The organism is Mesonia aestuariivivens, assembly GCF_019311235.1.
GTDB classification, from domain to species: Bacteria; Bacteroidota; Bacteroidia; order Flavobacteriales; family Flavobacteriaceae; genus Mesonia; species Mesonia aestuariivivens.
The window spans coordinates 12,836-33,531 of record NZ_JAHWDF010000020.1; the positions used below are offsets into that span (position 1 = coordinate 12,836).

The 20,696-nt window shown below is 31.4% G+C and carries 19 protein-coding genes and 4 pseudogenes; 15 read left to right on the forward strand and 8 right to left on the reverse strand.

Features of this window, described 5'->3' with window-relative positions; all coding sequences use genetic code 11:
* The first annotated feature begins 131 nt into the window (after positions 1-131).
* The 9 genes and pseudogenes from KW502_RS13955 (at position 132) to KW502_RS15655 (ending at position 7,578) form a co-directional block, all read left to right on the forward strand.
* Entirely contained in the window at positions 132-1,337 is a 1,206-nt protein-coding gene (locus tag KW502_RS13955) for a polysaccharide biosynthesis protein (RefSeq protein WP_219041176.1), read from the forward strand.
* Entirely contained in the window at positions 1,324-2,532 is a 1,209-nt protein-coding gene (locus KW502_RS13960; RefSeq protein ID WP_219041177.1) for a hypothetical protein, read from the forward strand. Before KW502_RS13955 ends, KW502_RS13960 begins: the two co-directional genes overlap by 14 nt.
* Positions 2,513-3,271 carry a phytanoyl-CoA dioxygenase family protein gene (locus tag KW502_RS13965; protein WP_219041178.1) on the forward strand — a complete coding sequence of 253 codons (759 nt, stop codon included), beginning with the start codon at positions 2,513-2,515 and terminating at the stop codon, positions 3,269-3,271. Before KW502_RS13960 ends, KW502_RS13965 begins: the two co-directional genes overlap by 20 nt.
* The gene (locus KW502_RS13970) at positions 3,271-4,548 is read left to right on the forward strand and encodes a hypothetical protein (protein WP_219041179.1); all 1,278 of its coding nucleotides are present in this window, start codon (positions 3,271-3,273) and stop codon (positions 4,546-4,548) included. Before KW502_RS13965 ends, KW502_RS13970 begins: the two co-directional genes overlap by 1 nt.
* A gap of 6 nt (positions 4,549-4,554) precedes the next feature.
* Entirely contained in the window at positions 4,555-5,778 is a 1,224-nt protein-coding gene (locus tag KW502_RS13975; RefSeq protein WP_219041180.1) for a glycosyltransferase family 4 protein, read from the forward strand.
* Positions 5,779-5,782: 4 nt separating this feature from the next.
* Complete coding sequence (locus KW502_RS13980) at positions 5,783-6,388, forward strand: sugar transferase (protein WP_219041181.1); 606 nt, start codon at positions 5,783-5,785, stop codon at positions 6,386-6,388.
* A gap of 1 nt (position 6,389) precedes the next feature.
* On the forward strand, positions 6,390-6,992 hold the full coding sequence (locus KW502_RS13985) for an acetyltransferase (RefSeq protein ID WP_219041182.1): 603 nt from the start codon (positions 6,390-6,392) through the stop codon (positions 6,990-6,992).
* Between the two features lie 119 nt (positions 6,993-7,111).
* Positions 7,112-7,207: a sugar transferase gene (locus KW502_RS15760; RefSeq protein ID WP_255554260.1), complete on the forward strand. Its 96-nt coding sequence runs from the start codon at positions 7,112-7,114 to the stop codon at positions 7,205-7,207.
* A gap of 5 nt (positions 7,208-7,212) precedes the next feature.
* Positions 7,213-7,578: pseudogene (locus tag KW502_RS15655) on the forward strand (sugar transferase).
* A 51-nt stretch (positions 7,579-7,629) separates the two neighbouring features.
* Here KW502_RS15655 and KW502_RS13995 read toward each other — a convergent pair.
* The 3 genes from KW502_RS13995 to KW502_RS14005 form a co-directional block, all read right to left on the reverse strand.
* Positions 7,630-8,490 (reverse strand): DUF3037 domain-containing protein, encoded by an 861-nt coding sequence (locus tag KW502_RS13995; RefSeq protein ID WP_219041183.1) that lies wholly within the window; start codon positions 8,488-8,490, stop codon positions 7,630-7,632.
* The gene (locus KW502_RS14000; RefSeq protein ID WP_219041184.1) at positions 8,487-9,290 is read right to left on the reverse strand and encodes a HipA family kinase; all 804 of its coding nucleotides are present in this window, start codon (positions 9,288-9,290) and stop codon (positions 8,487-8,489) included. Before KW502_RS14000 ends, KW502_RS13995 begins: the two co-directional genes overlap by 4 nt.
* A 337-nt stretch (positions 9,291-9,627) precedes the next feature.
* Positions 9,628-9,816, reverse strand: coding sequence for a helix-turn-helix domain-containing protein (locus tag KW502_RS14005; RefSeq protein ID WP_219041185.1), 189 nt, complete (start codon positions 9,814-9,816; stop codon positions 9,628-9,630).
* On the opposite strand from KW502_RS14005, the pseudogene KW502_RS15715 reads away from it, so the two are divergent.
* Positions 9,766-10,066: pseudogene (locus KW502_RS15715) on the forward strand (IS1182 family transposase); the annotation flags it as partial. The gene KW502_RS14005 and the pseudogene KW502_RS15715 overlap by 51 nt on opposite strands.
* A 91-nt stretch (positions 10,067-10,157) precedes the next feature.
* On the opposite strand, the gene KW502_RS14010 reads toward KW502_RS15715, so the two are convergent.
* Positions 10,158-10,991, reverse strand: a complete 834-nt coding sequence (locus KW502_RS14010; RefSeq protein WP_219041186.1) for a hypothetical protein — start codon at positions 10,989-10,991, stop codon at positions 10,158-10,160.
* Between the two features lie 233 nt (positions 10,992-11,224).
* On the opposite strand from KW502_RS14010, the gene KW502_RS14015 reads away from it, so the two are divergent.
* Complete coding sequence (locus KW502_RS14015) at positions 11,225-12,316, forward strand: transposase (RefSeq protein WP_255554262.1); 1,092 nt, start codon at positions 11,225-11,227, stop codon at positions 12,314-12,316.
* A 92-nt stretch (positions 12,317-12,408) separates the two neighbouring features.
* Here KW502_RS14015 and KW502_RS14020 read toward each other — a convergent pair whose 3' ends face one another.
* Complete coding sequence (locus tag KW502_RS14020) at positions 12,409-13,125, reverse strand: hypothetical protein (protein ID WP_219041187.1); 717 nt, start codon at positions 13,123-13,125, stop codon at positions 12,409-12,411.
* Positions 13,126-13,542: 417 nt separating this feature from the next.
* On the opposite strand from KW502_RS14020, the pseudogene KW502_RS14025 reads away from it, so the two are divergent.
* Positions 13,543-14,607, forward strand: a pseudogene (locus KW502_RS14025) (IS110 family RNA-guided transposase).
* 130 nt (positions 14,608-14,737) lie between these two features.
* Here KW502_RS14025 and KW502_RS14030 read toward each other — a convergent pair.
* Complete coding sequence (locus KW502_RS14030; RefSeq protein WP_219041188.1) at positions 14,738-15,328, reverse strand: Crp/Fnr family transcriptional regulator; 591 nt, start codon at positions 15,326-15,328, stop codon at positions 14,738-14,740.
* A gap of 39 nt (positions 15,329-15,367) precedes the next feature.
* Between KW502_RS14030 and KW502_RS14035 the strand changes: the two genes are divergently transcribed.
* Positions 15,368-15,943 carry an HD domain-containing protein gene (locus tag KW502_RS14035; RefSeq protein WP_219041189.1) on the forward strand — a complete coding sequence of 192 codons (576 nt, stop codon included), beginning with the start codon at positions 15,368-15,370 and terminating at the stop codon, positions 15,941-15,943.
* 5 nt (positions 15,944-15,948) lie between these two features.
* The gene (locus KW502_RS14040; RefSeq protein ID WP_219041190.1) at positions 15,949-17,106 is read left to right on the forward strand and encodes an MFS transporter; all 1,158 of its coding nucleotides are present in this window, start codon (positions 15,949-15,951) and stop codon (positions 17,104-17,106) included.
* A gap of 224 nt (positions 17,107-17,330) precedes the next feature.
* On the opposite strand, the gene KW502_RS14045 is transcribed toward KW502_RS14040, so the two are convergent.
* Positions 17,331-17,957, reverse strand: coding sequence for a hypothetical protein (locus KW502_RS14045; RefSeq protein ID WP_219041191.1), 627 nt, complete (start codon positions 17,955-17,957; stop codon positions 17,331-17,333).
* Between the two features lie 406 nt (positions 17,958-18,363).
* Here KW502_RS14045 and KW502_RS14050 point away from each other — a divergent pair.
* Positions 18,364-19,428 (forward strand): annotated as a pseudogene (locus KW502_RS14050) (IS110 family RNA-guided transposase).
* A 126-nt stretch (positions 19,429-19,554) separates the two neighbouring features.
* Here KW502_RS14050 and KW502_RS14055 read toward each other — a convergent pair.
* The gene (locus KW502_RS14055) at positions 19,555-20,511 is read right to left on the reverse strand and encodes a DUF4062 domain-containing protein (protein WP_219041192.1); all 957 of its coding nucleotides are present in this window, start codon (positions 20,509-20,511) and stop codon (positions 19,555-19,557) included.
* Between the last annotated feature and the right edge of the window lie 185 nt (positions 20,512-20,696).

Genomic DNA, 20,696 nt, shown 5'->3' on the forward strand with positions numbered 1-20,696 from the left:
TTATTTATAGAATACTCATTTTTAATAAATCATGAGATCCGGTTATTTTTTTTATAAGAATTCAAGTTTTCACACATATGTATGTTATAATTGCAAGGGTAGATGTTAAATTCAGTAGTTTGTAAACTTTTATGAGTAAAACAAGAAAAACTGTTTTATATAATTTTTCAGGAACTTTATTTGATAAAGGGCTTCCATTGATTATAGGTTTGCTAGCATCAAATTATATGAATTCATCAGATTTTGGAATATGGACTTTATATTACCAATTTTTATTGATTATAAATGCTGTTTGTATATCATCTCTTTTGGGCTTTTTTAATCGTAAGTTTTACGAATATCCAATATCAAAACGTAAAATGTACATTTATAACTATCCTATATTATTTTTAATGATTAGTATAGTTACCATTTTCTTCTATCTTTTTTTTAGTGATACTGTTGCATTTTTTATCATAGAAATTTTGCTAGTATTTGCATTTTTAATCTATAATTATCTATCACAGTTCTTAAGGTTTAATGGTCAAGATAAATTATACATGATTTTGTCTATGGTGAGGACACTAGTTTTTGGACTCTTGATACTATATGTAATACTAAGTAAAGGTGTATTAACTTATTTAGAAATAATTAGTTTTTTTCTTATCGGTCATATTCCTATCATTTTTTATTCTTTAAAAAAAATAAATTTTACCAGAGCTTATACTAATTCAGAACCTAAAGAGTTTATAAGTTTGGCTTCTTATGGCTTGTTAACGTCAACAACAGGAGGTATTGATAAATTCGCAATAGTTTTTATAGGGAATTCTACTGCTTTTTTAGGGGTTTACGCATATTTCTATACGATAGCTACAGCAACGAATTTAATTGTTGAGGCTGGAAAAAAAATATTTACTCCTTTACAATTTAAATCATTCTCAAAATTCGGAAAATTACAGAAAGGGATTCAAAAAAAAATTAATTATTTTATTCTTTTTTTGGGATTCTTACAAGTTTTCTTGCCACAGCTTCTTTACTGGTTTTTAATGAAGCTAAATTTAGTTAATGATAGTTTTTCTCATTATGAAAATCCAGAATTACTCATTCTAATATTTTCAATTGGATTTTATATTTTTAGTATTTACCATTTTATAAATCCAAAACTTATTTATTACAAGAAGTCCCTTCTAATGTCTTGTAGTTTAATTATTTCCATAGTAATCTATTTGATATTACTATTTGTTACTCAGTCAAACTCTTATATAGGTTTGGCGATTTTAAAAACTGTGTTGCTATCATTAATTACAATTTTTACTTTTTTTACATTAAAACTTATAAAATTGAATGTGGATAAATAAAGCATTTAGACATTATAAAGCGAATTATGATTTATTTAATCAATTTGATTTACGCTATCCCAAGTGGAAAATCAAATTAATTACATGTATATATCTAAGCTTTTATTATATAGGAGTATCATATATATTGAGGAAAATCATTAAAAACTATTTGGTTCGTAAAAATAATTTAAAAAAAAGGCTTGTATACCTATTAATGAGTAAAAATCATTATCATACTTTTAAAAATTTAATTGTACCAGAAATTGATTATTCAATAATAGCAACAATAAGAAATAAAAATATAAAAAACAGCTTTTTTATCAGTGATTCATTAATTATCATAGCATCAATTTGTAATGCTAAAGAACTTAAAGGATTCTTTAATTACAAAGATGTGCAAATAATAAATAATTTCCCAAGAGTATTAAAGTTACTAGGCCACCATTTCATTTTTGATGTGATTTTGAACGATGTGAAGACAATTGTTAAGTTTAATGATCATAGTATTTACTCTACTCTAATATATGATTTATGTGTTAAAAAAGGCATTAAAACTGTTTACGTACAGCATGCTCCAGTTTCAGAAAGATTTCCTGTATTACATCATGATCTAAATGTATTGTTTAGCAAGGATAGTTTCAAAAAATATAAGCAAAGTGATGTCGATAGTAAAACCCTAGTAATGTTTGATTTTCGAATTATTCCTTTTATATCTCTAGTTGAACCAGACTTATGTATAAAAAATAAAGTATTAATTTGTTTAAATATGTTAGATGGATTTGAAAGCTTGAGAAAACTACTCTCTTTGCTTAAAAATTACTTTGATATTATTATAAGGCCGCATCCTGCTGACAGAAGAAATTTCAATGTTTTTAAAGGAGAAAACATTCAAATTTCTAAAAATCCAGAATTAATAGAAGATATGAGGTTAGTGGGCAAAGTAATAGCAAATGAATCTGCTGTTGCACTTGAAGCGTTAGCCGCAAAAAGGTTGTTTTATAAAGCATCTTTCCTTTCAAAACATATAGATAATTATGGGTTTATAAAAAAGGGTTTGGTTAAAAAGCATTATGATACCCCCGAAAATCTTAAACATGCATTATTAGTATCAGAAAATGCATGTGATAAAACAGTACTCTCATTTTTTATTGGTAATTTTGATCAAATTGAAGATAAACTAAAACTTCTTAATAATGAAATACTTTCTCTCTGAGTTGAAATATAGTTTTAATAACCTTGTAACAAACTCTAACCAAAACTATGTACAGGCATATAACGAATTAAAAGAAAAAGGTTTTGTTATAGTCGAAAATTTTATATCGAAAGACAATGCTGCTGAACTTAGAAAGGAAATTGATTATTACTTAAAAAAAGATTATTCATGGAATGATAATGCAGGGAGTGATGGTAGAGTTTATGGAATAGAGAGAGTTTCAGACCTATTTAAGAATTTATTTAAAAATGAAAAACTTCACTATTTATACAGTAAGTATATAGACGCAAAAAATTGCAATGAATTTATTATGGCAAACCGCGTTGAGTATAAAGAGGGAAACCTTGGAAGTGGTGGGGGATGGCATCGTGATAGTATGAACAGAAGACAGTTGAAGTTTATTTTATATTTAACCGATGTGAATGAAGAATCAGGTTGTTTTCAATATATACCTGGGACACATAAACCTTTGGAAAAATATCGGATTAATAAAAGTCTTAGTAAAAAGTTAAGTGATCCTCGTTACTCACAAGAAGAGATAAGCAAACTAGTGAGTAATAGTGCTTATAATATAGAAGATTTAATCGGGGAGCAAGGGACATTAATTGTAGTCGAAACGAGTGGTATACATAGAGGGAAACCAATTGAAAAAGGTTATGTTAGGTATGCAGCTACAAACTATATGTCAGATGCCGATTTTTCCTTAGGTATTAAAGCAAATTTAGTTAAGAATAAATAATGAGCTTAAAAAGGGTTTCTGATAAAAAGCTTACTCGTTCTGCTTGGACTGTTTTTTTTCTGTATATAGGAATTTACTATTTCTATCCATTAATAATGAATTTTTTTTTTAAGGAAGAGTACAACAGTCTTTTTAAAAATATAAATTCATTTTTGCCGATTGTATATGTAGTTTTTTTTATTTCTATTGTAAGTTTTTTATTGCTTTTTCTACCAAGTTTACGCTTAAAACGCTTAAAAAACTTTGCTACTTTATTAACTAATGGTAAAATAGGTTTTTTTATATCTATTTTATTTTTTGTTTGCGGGATAAATTTTTTTGTTAATTATACTGTTGCCTTCAGACACGCTGCTGATTCAAGTATTGGAGGAGAAGGTGTACTTATGATATTAACCTTTGCGTTTAGATCTATAGCCAAGTTAGTTTTTTTCTATTTTTTAATGGCTCAACTTCAGGGTAAAACTTTAAGAAAAAATCAAAAAAGAATATTATTTATATATTTATTGTCTTTTGCTTTAACCCTTAATGCTTCGGTTGATATTATTTTTACTTTATTAGGAGTGATTGTGCTATTTAATAAGGAACATTGGCTAATAGAAAAAAGTCAATTTTTTTTTAAGAGAATTAAAAATAATTTATCAAAACTAATATTATTATTTTTTTTAGTTGTTGGAACAATATTTATTGGTAATTTGAATAAGGTAGGTGAAGATGCCGCACTAGATCTTTTTTTGAACACTCAAAATATCGAAAAAATATTTATTAGTACATCGAAACGTATTTCTACTTGGTATGCACCTGTAATGATATTAGGTAATAAAAACGAAAGTCTTAATGAAATGGCTTTTAGTTCTTTAAATGGTGTTTTGACAAATTTAAAAATAAGGATAGACATTTTGTTAAAGGGTTCTAGTGAATTAAAAGTGCCAGAAATTTGGAGTATTAATAGGGCTAATTACCTTAATACTATGAAGTATACATATAATCCTAGAACAGGCGCTTCGCCAGGTATGATCGGATCTGCATTTTATTTGCCATATTTTCCTTTTAATTTTATTTTAATTGCTATATATACAGTTTGGATGATAAGATATTTTAGTATGGTAATTGGCAGATATAAATATAATATTTTCGGCTACTTTTTTTTATTGTTTTTATTTTCACCAATTTTTGAAAGTCCAATTGATTTAATCAACTTTATTGGCCCGGGCTTTATATATGTATTCAGCTTTATAGCCTTTTCCGAAAAGTTATTAAAGGATTATAAAGTTTCTTAATCTATTATGAAAATTGTTTATCTACATCAATATTTTAAATTTCCTACAGAATCAGGTGGTACACGTTCTTATGATTTAGCTACCGGTTTTCTTAAAAAAGACTATGTTGTAGAAGTAATAACAAGCACTTCAGATATTAGTTTAAAATCCAAAAAAAAGTGGCTAAGTATTAATAAAGATGGATTAATAGTACATTATATCTATCTGCCTTATGGTAATCATTTAAGTTATTTTAAAAGGGCAATAGTGTTTTTTCAATTTTTATGGTATGCTTCCTTTAAACTTTTATCAATAAAATGCGATACTGTATTAGCGACTTCCACACCTTTAACAATCGCCATACCTGCACTTTTTAAAAAGTGGCGGCACAATACCCCTTTTATTTTTGAAACACGAGACGTGTGGCCGGAAGCAGTAATTGCTATTGGTGCTATTAAAAATAATGGTATGAAAAAATTGTTGTTTTTTCTCGAAAAAATCATATATAAAAATGCAACAGCCATAGTGCCTTTGTCGGTAGACATGAAAAAATCAATTGTGAGTCGTTATCCAAGCCTGGCAAATCAAAAATCAATTGAAGTCATCGAAAACATTGCTGAAATCAACCGTTTTCAAAATGATTTTTCAAATGAAACAGCTATTCTGAAAAATACAATAGGGTTTCAACCGCGATTTTCGGTATTATATGCTGGTACCTTCGGGCGTGTAAATGGTATAGATTATGTGGTTAATTTGGCAGAAAAAACTTTGCCCTTAGACGATTCTATAGTCTATATATTAATAGGGGCAGGAGCTTTAAAAAAAGAGGTGAAAGCATTAGCAGCAGAGAAAAAGGTATTAAATAAAAATTTATTCATCTTAGATGCAATCAGCAAACAAGAATTACCACAGTGGTATTTTGAAGCATCTATGGGAAGTTCGTTTGTCATCCCCATCCAAGAATTATGGGCCAATTCAGCCAATAAGTTTTTTGACACCCTTGCGGCTGGAAAACCGATATTGATTAACCATCCTGGTTGGCAAAAAGAAACCATTGAAAAGGAAAATGTGGGTTATGTGTTGCCTAAGGTACTTACTGATAATAAAGTAAAAGAATTTGTTAAATATACTCAGGATACAGGACTAATAAAAGAACAGCAAACCAATGCGTTAAAATTAGGGATCAATCGATATTCGTTGAAACTAGCTGTAGAGAAATATACCAGATTATTTGATATAATTAGAAAGTAAAACGATGTATAAAACCTATATAAAACCCATAGGAGATTCTGTAGTTGCCTTAATAGGCCTACTATTGCTAAGTCCTGTATTTATAATCGTTTGGCTAGGTCTAGGTATTGCGAATCAAGGCAAACCTTTTTTCTTTCAACGCCGTCCCGGTAAAAATGAACGTATCTTTAGCATCATCAAGTTCAAGACCATGAACGATAAAAAAGATAGCCAAGGTAATTTATTGCCCGATGCTAAACGTTTAACCCAAATAGGTGCCTTTGTTAGGAAAACCTCCCTCGATGAGCTTCCGCAGCTCCTCAATGTCTTAAAAGGTGATATGAGTCTAGTAGGGCCTCGACCCTTACTTCCGCAGTACCTGCCTTTATATAACAAAGAACAAAAAAAACGGCACCACGTACGCCCTGGGATTACAGGCTGGGCACAAGTCAACGGGCGTAATGCGATTTCATGGACAAAGAAATTTGAATATGATGTGTGGTATGTAGCACATTGTAGTTTAGGCTTAGATATAAAGATTATCTTTAAAACGATAAAAAAAGTATTTGTTTCAGAAGGGGTTACTGCGCAAGGGCAAGCAACCACCACAGCATTTAACGGTGAAAATTGATATGCATAAAATAAGTATATATGGCGCTAGCGGTCATGCAAAAGTAGTGCTAGATTGCATTCGTTCGAATTCAAATTTTACATTAGGTTATTTATTTGATGATAATCCTGCTGTAAAAGAATTACAAGGAATAGCGCTTTCTACGGCAAGTCAAAAAAAAATAGAAGCCTACCCGTTAGTGATCACCATAGGAAATAACAAGATTAGAAAAAAAATTGCAGATCAATTGCAATCAGTTATAGCACCACCAATAATACATCAAAGTGCGGTAATCTCAACCACGAGTAGGCTGGGTGACGGGAGTGTAGTAATGCCTGGTGTCATTCTAAATGCAGATGCTCAGATAGGAAGTCATTGTATCCTCAATTCTGGTGCTGTTATCGAACACGATTGTAAACTTGCTAATTATGTGCATATTTCTCCTAAAGCAGCCTTAGCTGGAAATGTACGTGTAGGTGAAGGAACACAAATAGGTATAGGGGCACAAGTGATTCAAGGAATAACGATAGGGAAATGGTGCACAATTGGTGCCGGGGCCGTGATTATTAAAGATGTTCCCGATGGAGCCACAGTTGTAGGGAATCCTGGAAGAATCATCAAGTAGGAATATTACTACTTAAACGAATCTTTGATGTTATTCTCTCTTTCATAGTGCTAATTTGATGCATTCCTTTATTCTTAATTATTTTTCTATCAGCCGCAGTCAGTACTGGAGCCTTTGGCTTGTATTTGTCTAAACGCATAGGAAAAAACGGAAACCCCTTTACCATTTACAAGATAAGAGCGATGAAGCCTGGGCTTTACCCCAATCCAGTGTGACTGCCGTGAATATCCCTAGAATTACGCGTCTAGGGCGTTTCCTCCGAAAAATCAAACTCGATGAACTCCCGCAGTTATGGAATGTATTAATCGGTGCTATGAGTTTAGTAGGTCTCGTACCGATGTTCCCGGATTTGCAGATCAATTAAAAGGTGACGATCGTATTGTTCTTTCTTTCCATCCCGGTATTACAGGTTGCGCAAGTATAGCTTTTAAGAATGGAGAAGAACTTCCTAGCGCAGCAAGAAAACCTCGAGCAGTATAACCGAGAAGTAATCTGGGCGGAAAAAGTGCGAATTAATAAAGAGTATATAGAAAACTATTCCTTTTGGCTAGATTTAAAAATTCTTTGGAAGACAATAGTTGGATAAAATAAAATAGGGTATCCTCTCTTAATAGTGCCTTTTATTTATTTTATATAATTATTTTGAAATATACTGAATGGCTTCATCTGTATAGCCATCTATTTCATCTTCTTCAACGATGTTAATAATTTCTAATCTTTTCAATAAGGATATCGAGTGATTATATTCTCTTAAAAACTCGTTACTTTTTGGTTTACCTACAATAAAGTTAAAACTATAGTTTTGTGTTTTTGCTATTTGTTCTAAATCAATAACGAGACCATAACTTTTATGGGCTTTATCAGATATATTTTTAGAGCTGGATAAATCAAAATTTAAAGGCTTTACTAAATTTGTTTTTCCATTTATCCAGGCGTAATTAAACTTAAATTCAACGCCTGTCTCATTTCTTACATGTACATTTTTCTTAAACTTATCATTGTCAATTTTTTCTCCAAGCTTACTTTTTAAGTTATTGTAGAATTTTTTGGCAAGAAAGTAATCTTTATTAAGATCAGTTTTATAATCTTTTTCAAGTAGAAATTTTTGATAAAGAAACTTACTTATTTTAGTATTAGAATTTCCCAATTGAAAGTTATTAAAAACTTTTGAAAACTGTAAAGAACTACCGTCTTTAGGTAATAAGGATTCAAGTATAATTTCGTCAAAATTAAGCTTGAAATTTAATTGATTTTGATTATTATATGCTTTTGAATTAAGCTTTTGAGTTTTTTGATCAATCTCTTTTAGATAGTACTTAATCAATTTTTCAGAGACATTATCATATATTGACCTAATTCTATTCAACTTTTTGCTGTATATAAATGTAAACTCATTAGAGTGAGTGAAATAAATAAGTATACCAATATTAATACACTCTCCTAATGAAGGAGAATGATAATATTTTAAAATACTATATTTATAATCAAAAGTTTTCATCGTATTCGTTCAAGCAGCTTTTTTTTAATATAAGTATGATTTTGTTTACACCATTCCAAATATGCAAAAATAATATTTTTTTCTCCGCAATCTATATTTAAGGATTCAATTTGCTTCAAAAGATTTTTAAAAAGTGAAATGTTTAAGTTTTTTAAACTATGATCAAAATCATCAAATATATATTTGTTTGGTTTATGTTTTTTTAATTTATTAAAAAAAATATGTTTAGTATAATCGTAACTTGAAAATGATTTGTTATTACTTAAGCTAGCATAATTTGCTTTTTTTTGATAAAACGAAAATGATTGTTCATGATCTATAAGTAGAAAATCTTTATCCGATATTAATAAATTAGGCTTATTCCTCCATCCGCCTCTGTCAGCGTTAATAATAAAGTTATCAAAAGCAAATAATGTCTCTACTTCATAATTTTTTAAAAAGTTGTTTTTAAAGTTTGGGTTAAATAATAGATAAGCATCTTCTAATCTTGTGCAAAATTTGTACCCATCTTGAATTTGTTTAATTTCCTTTTCATTATATTCTCCTAATTCTTCTAATAAGGTGTTATCGAAATTAATTATTCCATATTCTGGTACTGGTAAATCAAATTCTTTAGCTAATTCTGAAATAATAATTTCTTTAGCAACAATAAAATATTGTGTGTTGTATTCTTGCTTGTATAGTTTAACAACATATCGTTGAATTTCGCCGTTTTCATCTTCGCCATCAACCATTAAGGGTTTGGTTGAACCACCCTCTAAACTACCAATTAATCCAATTAAATTAATTTCTTTAATCACAAAAAATAAATATTACTCATAAAGGTAATAAAATAGATGAACTATGATATGGTTTCTCTAAAATGATTAATGTTGATTTCATAACGTTTCATTTAGCTGGAAATATTCGCTATCCTTTATGCCGTAGATAAGTTCTTTCTTGGAGTTGAATACGATGCACAAAAGGATAAAATTATAAACTTACGAAGTTTTGTGTAAGAACCAATTTTAGATAGATATTGAGGTGATCTTATTTAAGAAACTTAGTGAGGCTTTTATGCTTAAACGTCCTTGGGAGAGTATTTAAAGATTTTGGCTGGACTTAAAAATTCTTTGGAAGACTTTAATTTAAATAAGTTTACTTTTCAATCAACTTAAAAAAATCAGAAAGCGATATATTCCTTGATTCGCAGATTTTATATAAAGTGTTCAATTCCATAGTATAATTAGCATCAGACTTTATTCGTCGAACTGTTTTTTCATCAATATTGTGATCAATGCCCGGGTAGAAAGCCCCCAGGGCAGGTATATGAAAGGCAAACGACAAAGCACGGTAGAACCCGTTTTTGGAACCTTAACTCAGTTTATGGGGTTAAGGAAGGTAAACACAGGCCAATAAATGTATGCAGCTCTCCGCCATTGCCTACAACCTCAAGAAATACCTGAAGTTTATTGAAAAACGCACCAAAAGTGGAGCAGGAATACTCGGCATGTTTTTAAAGTTCATAATGACGTTAAATAATGCGTATAAGTCCATTTTAAAGAGACTATATTCTGCTAATTTACAAACGATATAAAACTAGAAAACCGCTCTAAAGCGGTTTAAATGAATACGTTTTTTTTAAATTATGGGGTTGTGCAACGGTTACCATTGTTGTGCGTAGGCTTTTATATTAATTTAAATGCGTTTCTTATTTTGAAAACTCCTTTGTCTATTAGATATTTCGCCAATAGTGATAATTGATATTCATCACTTGTTTTTTCCAATTTTTCTTTTTCATAAATTAATAATGAGTAAAAGGACTGAACAATCCAATCCGTTATCACATACTCAAAATCATTTTTAATTCCTTTCGTTGTGCCATCTTTTAGTCCATAAGCGTAGCCCATTATTTCTAATTCATTTTCTTCAATAGCCTCCATTTGAAATTCTTCGAGAACGGAATTATCAATTATTTTTTCAACAACATTAAAACTTCTCAAGTTATGGATTCTATCTCCTGGTAGTAAATCCAAAAGGATTGCTACTTTGTTTTTATTTTCAATTTTTGCAATTTGACCGATTTGTTTTAAAAAAGTTGACAACACAATACTATACCAACCCAAACTTACGCAATGACCATAGCTCAAATTATGTTCACCTATTTCGATTAAATCCGAAAAATCTTTTTCATCTGTAACAATTCCTGCTTCTTTTAAAATGTATTTTCCATTTTCTAAAGCGACACTACTTTCATTCCAGTTGGAAATTCCCACTGGTGCAATCAGTCCCTTCTCAATACTGTCGATTATATATTTTTGAGTTTGTAATTTTCTCTTTATTCCTCTGGTTTTCTTGAATTGACTTATCTTCCTTAACTGACTTCTTTTGGTATAAAAGAAATAGACTAACGCAATACAAATGTATTTAGAATCAGAATTGTGCAAAAGTTCGGAAGGTGAAGCATCTGCGTATCCTAATGCGTATTCTTTTGTGTCAAATGTTCCTCCAGAACTATTCATTTAATGTCGAAGATTTTTCTGATTTAGCAGTTAATTCAATTGAACACGTGGTTTTCACAGCTTACGCACAACGTGTTTGGCTATGGTTTCGTTGCGGAATGGTTCGGCAGAACTATTCCGCCATAACCCAAAGTTAGCAAAACGCAGGAATTTCCGAGCAGGAAATTCTGCCGCAATGAACTATAGCCGGTGTGCCTGTTGCACAATTTACTAAAAAAGATTAATTTCATGATATGCAAGGCAAAAAAGTATATCAAGAGCAGTTATTCAACAGTTTTCGGTTGAGTGACCGCGTACCGCCCACAAATTTCTACCGCCGATTGAAAGAAGCCTTAAACTTAGATTTTCTCTATGATCTTACTCGAGGTTTTTACGGCAGCAGTGGTCAAAAGAGTATAGATCCTGTTGTGTTTTTTAAACTCTGTCTGGTGGGCTATTTAGAGAATATCATCAGCGACCGCAAGCTTATTGAACATTGCCGTAAGCGACTGGATATCCTGTACTTTATAGACTATGATATTGATGAGGAGCTACCTTGGCACTCCACCATCAGCCGCACGCGGCAGTTGTTTCCCGAAGATATTTTTGAAGCGGTTTTCACTAAAGTGTTCACGCTTTGTGTGGATGCCGGGATGGTGAGTGGCCACACTCAGGCTATCGACAGTGCGCCTGTAAAAGCCAATGCTTCGATGGACACTCTGGAACTAAAAGTACCTGAAGAGGAGTTAGAATCTCATTTGCGCAGAGTTCGTCATATTAGTGCGATGGATAAAGAGCAGCCATTTCGTAAGAGTAAAGGCGATAAATCAGATAAAGGTCAGCGCAGCATAACGGCTAATGAACAGGAACTCCAGGCGATCTCTAGCCGCAACAAGCGTTGGAGCAAAGATCAGGATCAGCGTCCGGGATCAGGAAATAAAGGCAGTAAGTATACCAGCAATAGTGCCTTCCTCTCACTCCGTTCGTCGGAGGCATTACAGTCCTACCAATCCCGATGCCCGTATCAGTGTCAAGCCCGGGTAGAAAGCCCACAGGGCAGGTATATGAAAGGCAAACGACAAAGCACGGTAGAACCCGTTTTTGGAACCTTAACTCAGTTTATGGGGCTTAGAAAAGTAAACACCTTAGGATTAAAACAGGCCAATAAATGTATGCAGCTCTCAGCTATAGCCTACAACCTCAAGAAATACCTGAAGTTTATTGAAAAGCGCACCAAAAGTGGAGCAGGAATGCTCGGCATGTTTTTAAAGTTCACAATGACGTTAAATCAGGAGTATAAGTTCATTTTAAAGAGACTATATTCTGCTAATTTACAAACGATATAAAACTAGAAAACCGCTCTAAAGCGGTTTAAATAAGTGAGATTTTCTAAGAATTAGAGGCTTGTGCAACGGTTACCGTTGTTGCCACACGTTTTTTATATCGGTTTATATTCAGTTACAATTCGTTTGTCAGAGTTAAAATCCACATATTGATAATGAATTTTGTCATCCTTATCAAATTCTCCATTTTTATTCGTGTCTTCAATACTCCTAAAATAAATTCGGTTTTTAATTCCTATTTCTTTCCAATCAATAAGTTCTTGAAATTCGGATGTTAGTTTTTCGAATTCAGAACCATCAATGTTACTTATGTACAAAGTTTCTACGTCATTATCGTCAAGCTCATTGTCTCGATTAGTGTCTTTGTCCAACACACGATAGATTAAAATCTGTTTTTTTGTGTTATCAAATAGGTCTCTTAAAAAGGTGATTGACTTGATTCGGATATTTTTCGTGGTTAATGATGTTAGGTTTTCAGAATCAAGTTGTTGAAATTTTAGATTGTGAAGATTTCCAGTGATTTCATACCTATTGTAATTAGTTATTGAGAAACTTCCAGAACTATAACTAGAAGAACCAAAAAAAACTTTTCCTCTAGAGCCATACATTCTATATTCTCCAATCGGGTGGATTAAATATTTTGTACTGTCAATATGAATTGGAATGTCAGCAATTTCTATTAGAGTTGAGTCTTTTTTTAATTCCGTTGTTTGAATTTCCTCATTTTCTGGGTAAATCACTTTTGGCTTTTCGTCATTCCCACAAGAAGTCAGAATTATTAATGTAAATCCTAAAATTACAATGTTTCTCATATTTTTCTCAAATGCGTGGCAACTGGTTATATCCAAACAAATATAACTGTTTATATAGGTATATTGACCGGATAACACAAGCCAAATCTTTTGTATTTTGCTTTTACCTTTTCTTTTCAAAATGCCAAATCAAAAGATTTGGCGACTTAACAAATATACCGAAATTTCCAGTTTAAAACTAAACCCCGCTATTTGCTATATACATCTTAAGTTTGATTCTTATTAAATTTAAACAATAAATCAGAAAGAACAAAGAGAGGATTAAGGTTCTGTTATACGGTGAAGCGTTAGACTTCGGCAACATTGATAATCCCCTCTCTTTAACTACTTTAATCACGTTCAGTTCTTTGAGGCTTTAGACCTCGTTTTCAAGTTGTTGTGATCACGGTAGTATGCTCTTTCATAAAATCAGTTCTTATGGATAAATATAAAGAAACTTTTGGAGTTGATATCAGTAAAGATGTTTTTGATGTTTATAGCAGTAAAGGAGGTCATTCTCAATTTAAGAATGATTCTTCCAGATTTAAATTATTTGTCAAGACATTAGCAGTAGACTCTTTGGTAGTGATGGAGGCTACAGGTTATTACCATTATCGATTTGCACAGTTTCTTTACAATAAAGGTGTGAGCGTAGCAGTAGTCAATCCTTTATCAGTGAAGCGTTTCATTCACTTGCCACCGACGAGCACAGCGAGAGGATGGCATTATCAAAGGTAAAGACAGACAAGAGTGATGCAAAAGCGATCTGTGAATATGGTCAATATACAGAATTGACCTTGTACAATGCATTAAGTGAAGTGCAATCAGAGTGCTATCAACTTTTTCGTTTACTAGATAATTATATCAAGCATCGCACGGCACTAAAGAATAAATTACAGGGAGAGGAAGTATTGGGAATTCCTTCAAAGTTTGCTTATCGTTCTTTAAAACGCAGTTTATCTCATTTAGATAAAGAGATATCTTCTTTGGAGGCCCGTTTGTTGAGCTTGGTCAAGCAAGATCAGCAACAGCAACTAACCTTGCTAACGAGTATCCCTGGAATCGGAATGAAAACCGCCTTATTTTTAGTGGTAATAACAGATGGATTTACCAAGTTTGAGAAGGCTTCGCAGCTGTGTAGTTACGTAGGGATCACGCCAACCATACGGGAATCAGGCAGTAGTGTTAGGGGGAGAAGTAGAATTAGTCTTGCCTCCGACGAGTAAAGAATGAGCGAGAGGAAGGCAAAGTAATGAAAAGCTTCGGAATCTATTATTTTTATGCGCTTTCAACGCCTGTAAACACAATAAGGGTTGCAGGGCAATTTATGAGCGAATTGTGGCTACTTGTCTCCGACGAATGAGGCACGAAAGAGAGGAAGACAGGAGCAAGAAACTGGCGTTGATTGCAGTGGCCAATAAGCTTTTAAAACAAGCTTTTGCTATTGCAAAATCCGGTTTGCCCTACGATGAAAACTATGTATCTGTTCTAGCAAAAGGATAGCTAGAAAAAAGAAGTAAATATTACCGCTAAGATCTATTTGTATGGATGTTAGTACAGGCTAAATATGTCTCAAATTTAATGAAGAAAAAACTTGGTTTTTACCTCAGTTCTTTGTTGTAAAACGTTTTTGTTAACTCTTATCTTTTAAAATCCTATTTAAACTTCTTAAACTAATTCCTAAATAGCTTGCGATATCATTTTTTGAAATAATTTCCATAAAATCTAAAGTTGATTGTTGCAATCTAAAAAGATTAGATTTAATAGAATGCATTTGATTATAAGAATGTCTTACTGCTTTATATTGAATTTTTTTCGCAAATGATTTCATAATTAAATTATTGAATTTTTGATCATTTTCTAAAAGATATTGAAAGTTAGTTTTAGATATTTTATAAACGATCATTTCTGTAATAGATTCAACGGTGCAAAAGTTATTAGTATTATTTATTATTTCAACTTCTCCAAATAATTCTCCTTCACTAAAAAATTCTTGAATAAAATCATTTCCATTCTCATCCGTTAAAAAACATTTTGCAATGCCATTTTTAATAATATACCCAAAAGAGCTATTTCTATTCTGGTATATTATTTTTTGCTCCTTTTGAATTTCCTCTTCAATAAAATAATGAGTTGAATTTCTAAATGCTTCAATATATTCCAATAGTTCAATATTTGTTCTAATCATTTTTTTCAGTTGAGACAAATGTCCTTTATAAATCAAAGGTATTACTTTTTATTTGTAGTCTTAAGATTAACAAATATGGAATCAAGTCGATTAAAAAAGCAAATTGAGTTTATCAAAGAAGTAGATAAACTAAAATGTATTGAGCGTAAAACGAGTTTATTTGATAGTAACAGGAGAGAAAATGATGCAGAACATAGTTGGCATTTATCATTAATGGCAATTATTTTGGACGAACATTCCAATGAAAATATTGATGTTTTAAAGGTTTTAAAAATGTTATTGATTCACGATATTGTTGAAATAGATGCTGGTGATACTTTTTTATTTGACACAAAAAAAAATCACGATAATACAGCTGAAGAATTTGTTGCTGCAAAACGTATTTTTGGAATTTTACCAAAGAACCAAGCAGAGGATTTAATTACAATTTGGAAAGAATTCGAGGAAGGAGAAACAAGTGAAGCTAAATTTGCAAAAGCAATGGATAGGTTTCAGCCTGTACTTCAAAATCAATCAAATAATGGTGGTACTTGGTTTGAGTTTAATGTAATTTATGAGAATGTTATTAAAAAAACAGAAAAGATTAAGTTAGGTTCCAACACTATTTGGGAATATGTAGAGAAAACAATTAAATCACTTTATAATAGATAGTTCGTATGAAAAATAAATCTATCTATACTTTTGATTTTGGACTTATATGTTTGAGTTCATTACTGTTTTCATCTAGCTATAATATGTTAATTCCTGAACTTCCAACTTATTTAGAAAGTCTTGGAGGAAAACAATATATAGGTTTAATTATCGCATTATTTACACTTACAGCTGGTGTTTCAAGACCTTTTAGTGGGAAATTAACCGATACTATTGGAAGAAAACCTGTAATGTTAATTGGAATAATCGTGTGTATTATATGTGGTTTTCTATATCCAATTTTAACAACAGTTTATGGTTTTTTACTTTTAAGGTTTTTACACGGCTTTTCAACAGGTTTTAGCCCAACGGCTTTTGCAGCCTTTTTAACAGATATTATACCTTCAAATCGTTGGGGAGAAGCTTTAGGAATACAAAGTCTTTTTTTTAGTTCAGGTTTAGCTTTAGGTCCTGTTTTGGGTAGTTTTATAAAACTACATCAGTCATATAATTTTTTGTTTTACTGTTCGTCATTTATTTCATTATTATCAATATTATGTATTATAAATTTAAAAGAAACTTTAGTTGATAAAAGGAACTTTCAAATCTCTTTTTTAAGAATAAAAAAGAATGATATTATTGATGTAAAAGTTATTTATCCTGCAATAATTACATTTATTTCCTATTTGTCATTTGGTATCGTATTAACACTTATTCCTTTATTATCAAATTATTTAGGAATAATGAATAAAGGTCTATTTTTTATTATTTTTACTCTAGCGTCATTATTGATTAGGTTTGTTGCTGGAAAATTGTCAGATAAATATAGTCGTCAATTAATAATCATTATAGGATTAATTTTTCTTTCTACATCTTTTCTTATACTAGGTTTTTATCAAACAAAAAATGGTTTAGTAGTTGGAGCTTTTATCTATGGTATTGCCATAGGCATATTAGCTCCAACTTTAAATGCTTGGACGGTCGATTTATGCAATCCGAAAGAAAAGGGTAAAGCTATTGCTACTATGTTTATAGCTTTAGAAATTGGAATTGGTCTAGGGGCTCTTGGTTCTGGATGGTATTATCAAAATGGTATTTCAGAGGTTTTTATTGTATTCTATTTTTATGCTATAATAACATTTTCTTCTCTAGTTTATATGCTTTTCACCTATAAGAAAGGTTAAAGTATGGCTAGTGGTAAATGTTTTACAACGTCTCTGTATATGGCTCGTAGCGTGCAAATTAAACAATTATTTTCGGATGAAGCACGAGCCGAATTTTTAAATTTACTTATTATCTTTTTCTCAATAAGCCAAATTTAAAAATTTGGTGGACTCGCAAATATGACTTAACTTATATTAAACAACTTCCTAGCTATGAGTTATATACGTTGTTGTGCATAGTATTTTTATTTAAATTTTGGAATTTTACGTTTCATTAAATCTGCGTTTCTCATTGATTGGTCATTCATTGATAAATAGTGAATTGCTAAAATCAATTGTATGTTAGGATCTTTTAACTTAAACGATTTATTATCCTTGATAATTTCTCTGTAATTAAAATCGAATCCGCCAAAATCTCCGGAAGCTTCAATCCTTTTTGCATATTTTGCAATTCTTGGATTTTTTTTGCCAAAATCTGTCAAGAATTTTTGGTATTTTCCTGTGGAAACTGCGGAAAGACTTTTTCTTTTTGTACCGCTTGGATAGAATGTTGCATTACTAAACATCCAGATTTCATCGAATGTTGATTGAGAAATATTTTGATACAGTTCTTTTTGTTTTTCAAAATCTATTTTTGTCCAAAATCCTTTACCTTCGGCTTGTAAGGAATCGTGATTGGTTTGCTTGTAGCATTTTTCAAAATTTATATTCCCGCAAGTTTCCGTTTTGAAAAAGTCAGTTATTTTGTTTAAATCAGCAATCTGCTCATTAGTAAAGTTTGCATTCAATTCGGTTTTCGAATAATGTGTTTTGCAAGAAGAAAAGCAAATCAAATTCAGGATTAAAATTGTATGTAAAAGTGTTTTTTTCATATTATGCACAACTGGTTATATCCAAACAAATATAACTGTTTATATAGGTATATTGACCGGATAACACAAGCCAAATCTTTTGTATTTTGCTTTTACCTTTTCTTTTCAAAATGCCAAATCAAAAGATTTGGCGACTTAACAAATATACCGAAATTTCCAGTTTAAAACTAAACCCCGCTATTTGCTATACACGGCTTAAGTTTGATTCTTATTAAATTTAAACAATAAATCAGAAAGAACAAAGAGAGGATTAAGGTTCTGTTATACGGTGAAGCGTTAGACTTCGGCAACATTGATAATCCTCTCTCTTTAATTACGTCAATCACGTTCAGTTCTTTGAGGCTTTAGACCTCGTTTTCAAGTTGTTGTGATCACGGTAGTATGCTCTTTCATAAAATCAGTTCTTATGGATAAATATAAAGAAACTTTTGGAGTTGATATCAGTAAAGATGTTTTTGATGTTTATAGCAGTAAAGGAGGTCATTCTCAATTTAAGAATGATTCTTCCGGATTTAAATTATTTGTCAAGACATTAGCAGTAGACTCTTTGGTAGTGATGGAAGCTACGGGATATTACCATTATCGACTTGCACAGTTTCTTTACAAAAACAGTATTGCTGTATCGGTAGTAAATCCCTTGTCAGTCAAGCGTTTTATTCACTTGCCACCGACGAGCACAGCGAGAGGATGGCATTATCAAAAATAAAGACCGATAAGAGCGATGCCAAGGCAATTTGTCATTATGCTTTGTCTAATGAAGTTCCTTTATATAATGCCTTAAATAATGTACAGGCAGAATGCTTGCAGCTTTTTCGACTTATGGATAGTTATCTAAAGAAGCGTACGGCTACCAAGAATAAACTTCACGGTGAGGAAGTTCTAGGTATTCCCTCTAGGTATGTTTATAGGTCTTTAAAGCGTGATCTCAAACATCTAGACAAAGAGGTCAGGGGAATTGAAACTCGCTTACTGGAGCTTGTCAAACAAGAACAGCAACAGCAACTAACCTTGCTAACGAGCATACCTGGAATCGGAATGAAAACCGCCTTATTTTTAGTGGTAATAACAGATGGATTTACCAAGTTTGAGAAGGCTTCGCAGCTGTGTAGTTACGTAGGGATCACGCCAACCATAAGGGAATCAGGCAATAGTGTAAGAGGTAGGAGTAGAATAAGTCTTGCCTCCGACGAGTAAAGAATGAGCGAGAGGAAGGCAAAGTAATAAAAAGCTTCGGAATCTATTATTTTTATGCGCTTTCAACGCTTGTAAACACAATAAGGGTTGCAGGGCAATTTATGAGCGAATTGTAGCCACTTGTCTCCGACGAATGAGGCACGAAAGAGAGGAAGACAGGAGTAAGAAATTAGCTTTGATCGCTGTATGTAATAAATTGCTGAAACAGGCCTTTTCCATCGCCAAGTCTGGTTTGGCCTATGATGCCAATTACGTATCAGTTTTAGCGACGAAGTAATATTAAAATTAATAAAGATATGAAGTACTAAGATTAAAGAAATGGAGGTTTTAGTACAGGATAAATATGCTCTAAAATTAAAGAAGAAAAGAGTTGCTTTTTACCTCAGTTCTTTGTTGTAGACAGTTATTTGAAGTGAGGCTTTCCAATAATATCTCTTAATTCATTCATTTGTTTGAAAACAGTATTGCTTTTCCAGTGTTTTACTAAATCTATATCATTACCGTAAACTTTATTCATCCTATTTGCTAATTCTTTGAGTGATTTTACTTTTTCAAAATAATCCATAAATTCTTCCATTGATTTGTAATCGAAAGAATCCATAAGGTTAATTGCCATTTTATGTTCTTTGAATTTTTGTAGTTTTCTTCGTTCTATCAATTTCTCCTCTTCCCTTTTAATTAAATCAGATCCTTTATCTTTAGAAGTGGTAGTAACTATTTCCTCGAGATAACTCTTTAAAGTTTGATTTAAGCTTGATAATTCGGCTACTTGATTTGATAGTTCCGAAATTTCAGCTTGCTCCTTTCTGTTTCTTATTAGTTCTTGAAACATCCCTGCCCATTGAGCTTTTAACCAAAACTCTATTTCTGTATGGTTTTCAAATTCTTTAACAGGATTATTTCTTTTTAAGTTTAATATTCTTTCAATAAAGTGGAATATATTGACTGAATCTACGTGTGCATATTTAATGGTTTTGTTTTCCTTATTATTTTTGAATGTTTCATATTCTGCTTTAACCGATTTGTCTATTAAGATATACAGAGGAATTTCTTTTGCCAACGCACTCTCAAATTCCATTTTAGTTACGCTTTCATACCTTTCATAAAAAAGTTTTTTATCTCCTTTTTCTTCACTTCTTGGAGAACCATATCTTCCTCCAATTATTAGAACGAAAATGTCACTATTTTTTGCTTCACGATAGCAAGATTCATCAAGAGGTATGTCAGGGTTATAGGCAATTCCACCTTTTTCTGATAAAGTCACATCATACCCTAATGTTTCAATGAATCCCTCAATAGAAGACCTAATATGTTTTAAATCATAATATGTTGAACTTAAAAATATTTTTGGTTTAGCCATATGTTTTTTTTAATTGTCTACAACGGCAGTCTGTCTCAAAACTACCTAATTTTTTTTTAAAAATAATTGAAATTAGGGGTAAAGCCAAAATTTGCATTAATTTTTGTTTGCTTTTGTATTAATGCCTTAAAAGTTCGTTTTAGTCTTATATGTGCTTTTATAAGCTTTCTGATGTTAAAAAAGAG

Bases quoted from the DNA above. Each gene is read 5' to 3' on its own strand.
- KW502_RS13955 (WP_219041176.1), top strand. From the start codon at position 132: ATGAGTAAAACAAGAAAAACTGTTTTATATAATTTTTCAGGAACTTTA.
- KW502_RS13960 (WP_219041177.1), top strand. From the start codon at position 1,324: ATGTGGATAAATAAAGCATTTAGACATTATAAAGCGAATTATGATTTA.
- KW502_RS13965 (WP_219041178.1), top strand. From the start codon at position 2,513: ATGAAATACTTTCTCTCTGAGTTGAAATATAGTTTTAATAACCTTGTA.
- KW502_RS13970 (WP_219041179.1), top strand. From the start codon at position 3,271: ATGAGCTTAAAAAGGGTTTCTGATAAAAAGCTTACTCGTTCTGCTTGG.
- KW502_RS13975 (WP_219041180.1), top strand. From the start codon at position 4,555: ATGAAAATTGTTTATCTACATCAATATTTTAAATTTCCTACAGAATCA.
- KW502_RS13980 (WP_219041181.1), top strand. From the start codon at position 5,783: ATGTATAAAACCTATATAAAACCCATAGGAGATTCTGTAGTTGCCTTA.
- KW502_RS13985 (WP_219041182.1), top strand. From the start codon at position 6,390: ATGCATAAAATAAGTATATATGGCGCTAGCGGTCATGCAAAAGTAGTG.
- KW502_RS13995 (WP_219041183.1), bottom strand. From the start codon at position 8,490: ATGAAAACTTTTGATTATAAATATAGTATTTTAAAATATTATCATTCT.
- KW502_RS14010 (WP_219041186.1), bottom strand. From the start codon at position 10,991: ATGAATAGTTCTGGAGGAACATTTGACACAAAAGAATACGCATTAGGA.
- KW502_RS14015 (WP_255554262.1), top strand. From the start codon at position 11,225: ATGCAAGGCAAAAAAGTATATCAAGAGCAGTTATTCAACAGTTTTCGG.
- KW502_RS14020 (WP_219041187.1), bottom strand. From the start codon at position 13,125: ATGAGAAACATTGTAATTTTAGGATTTACATTAATAATTCTGACTTCT.
- KW502_RS14035 (WP_219041189.1), top strand. From the start codon at position 15,368: ATGGAATCAAGTCGATTAAAAAAGCAAATTGAGTTTATCAAAGAAGTA.
- KW502_RS14040 (WP_219041190.1), top strand. From the start codon at position 15,949: ATGAAAAATAAATCTATCTATACTTTTGATTTTGGACTTATATGTTTG.
- KW502_RS14045 (WP_219041191.1), bottom strand. From the start codon at position 17,957: ATGAAAAAAACACTTTTACATACAATTTTAATCCTGAATTTGATTTGC.
- KW502_RS14055 (WP_219041192.1), bottom strand. From the start codon at position 20,511: ATGGCTAAACCAAAAATATTTTTAAGTTCAACATATTATGATTTAAAA.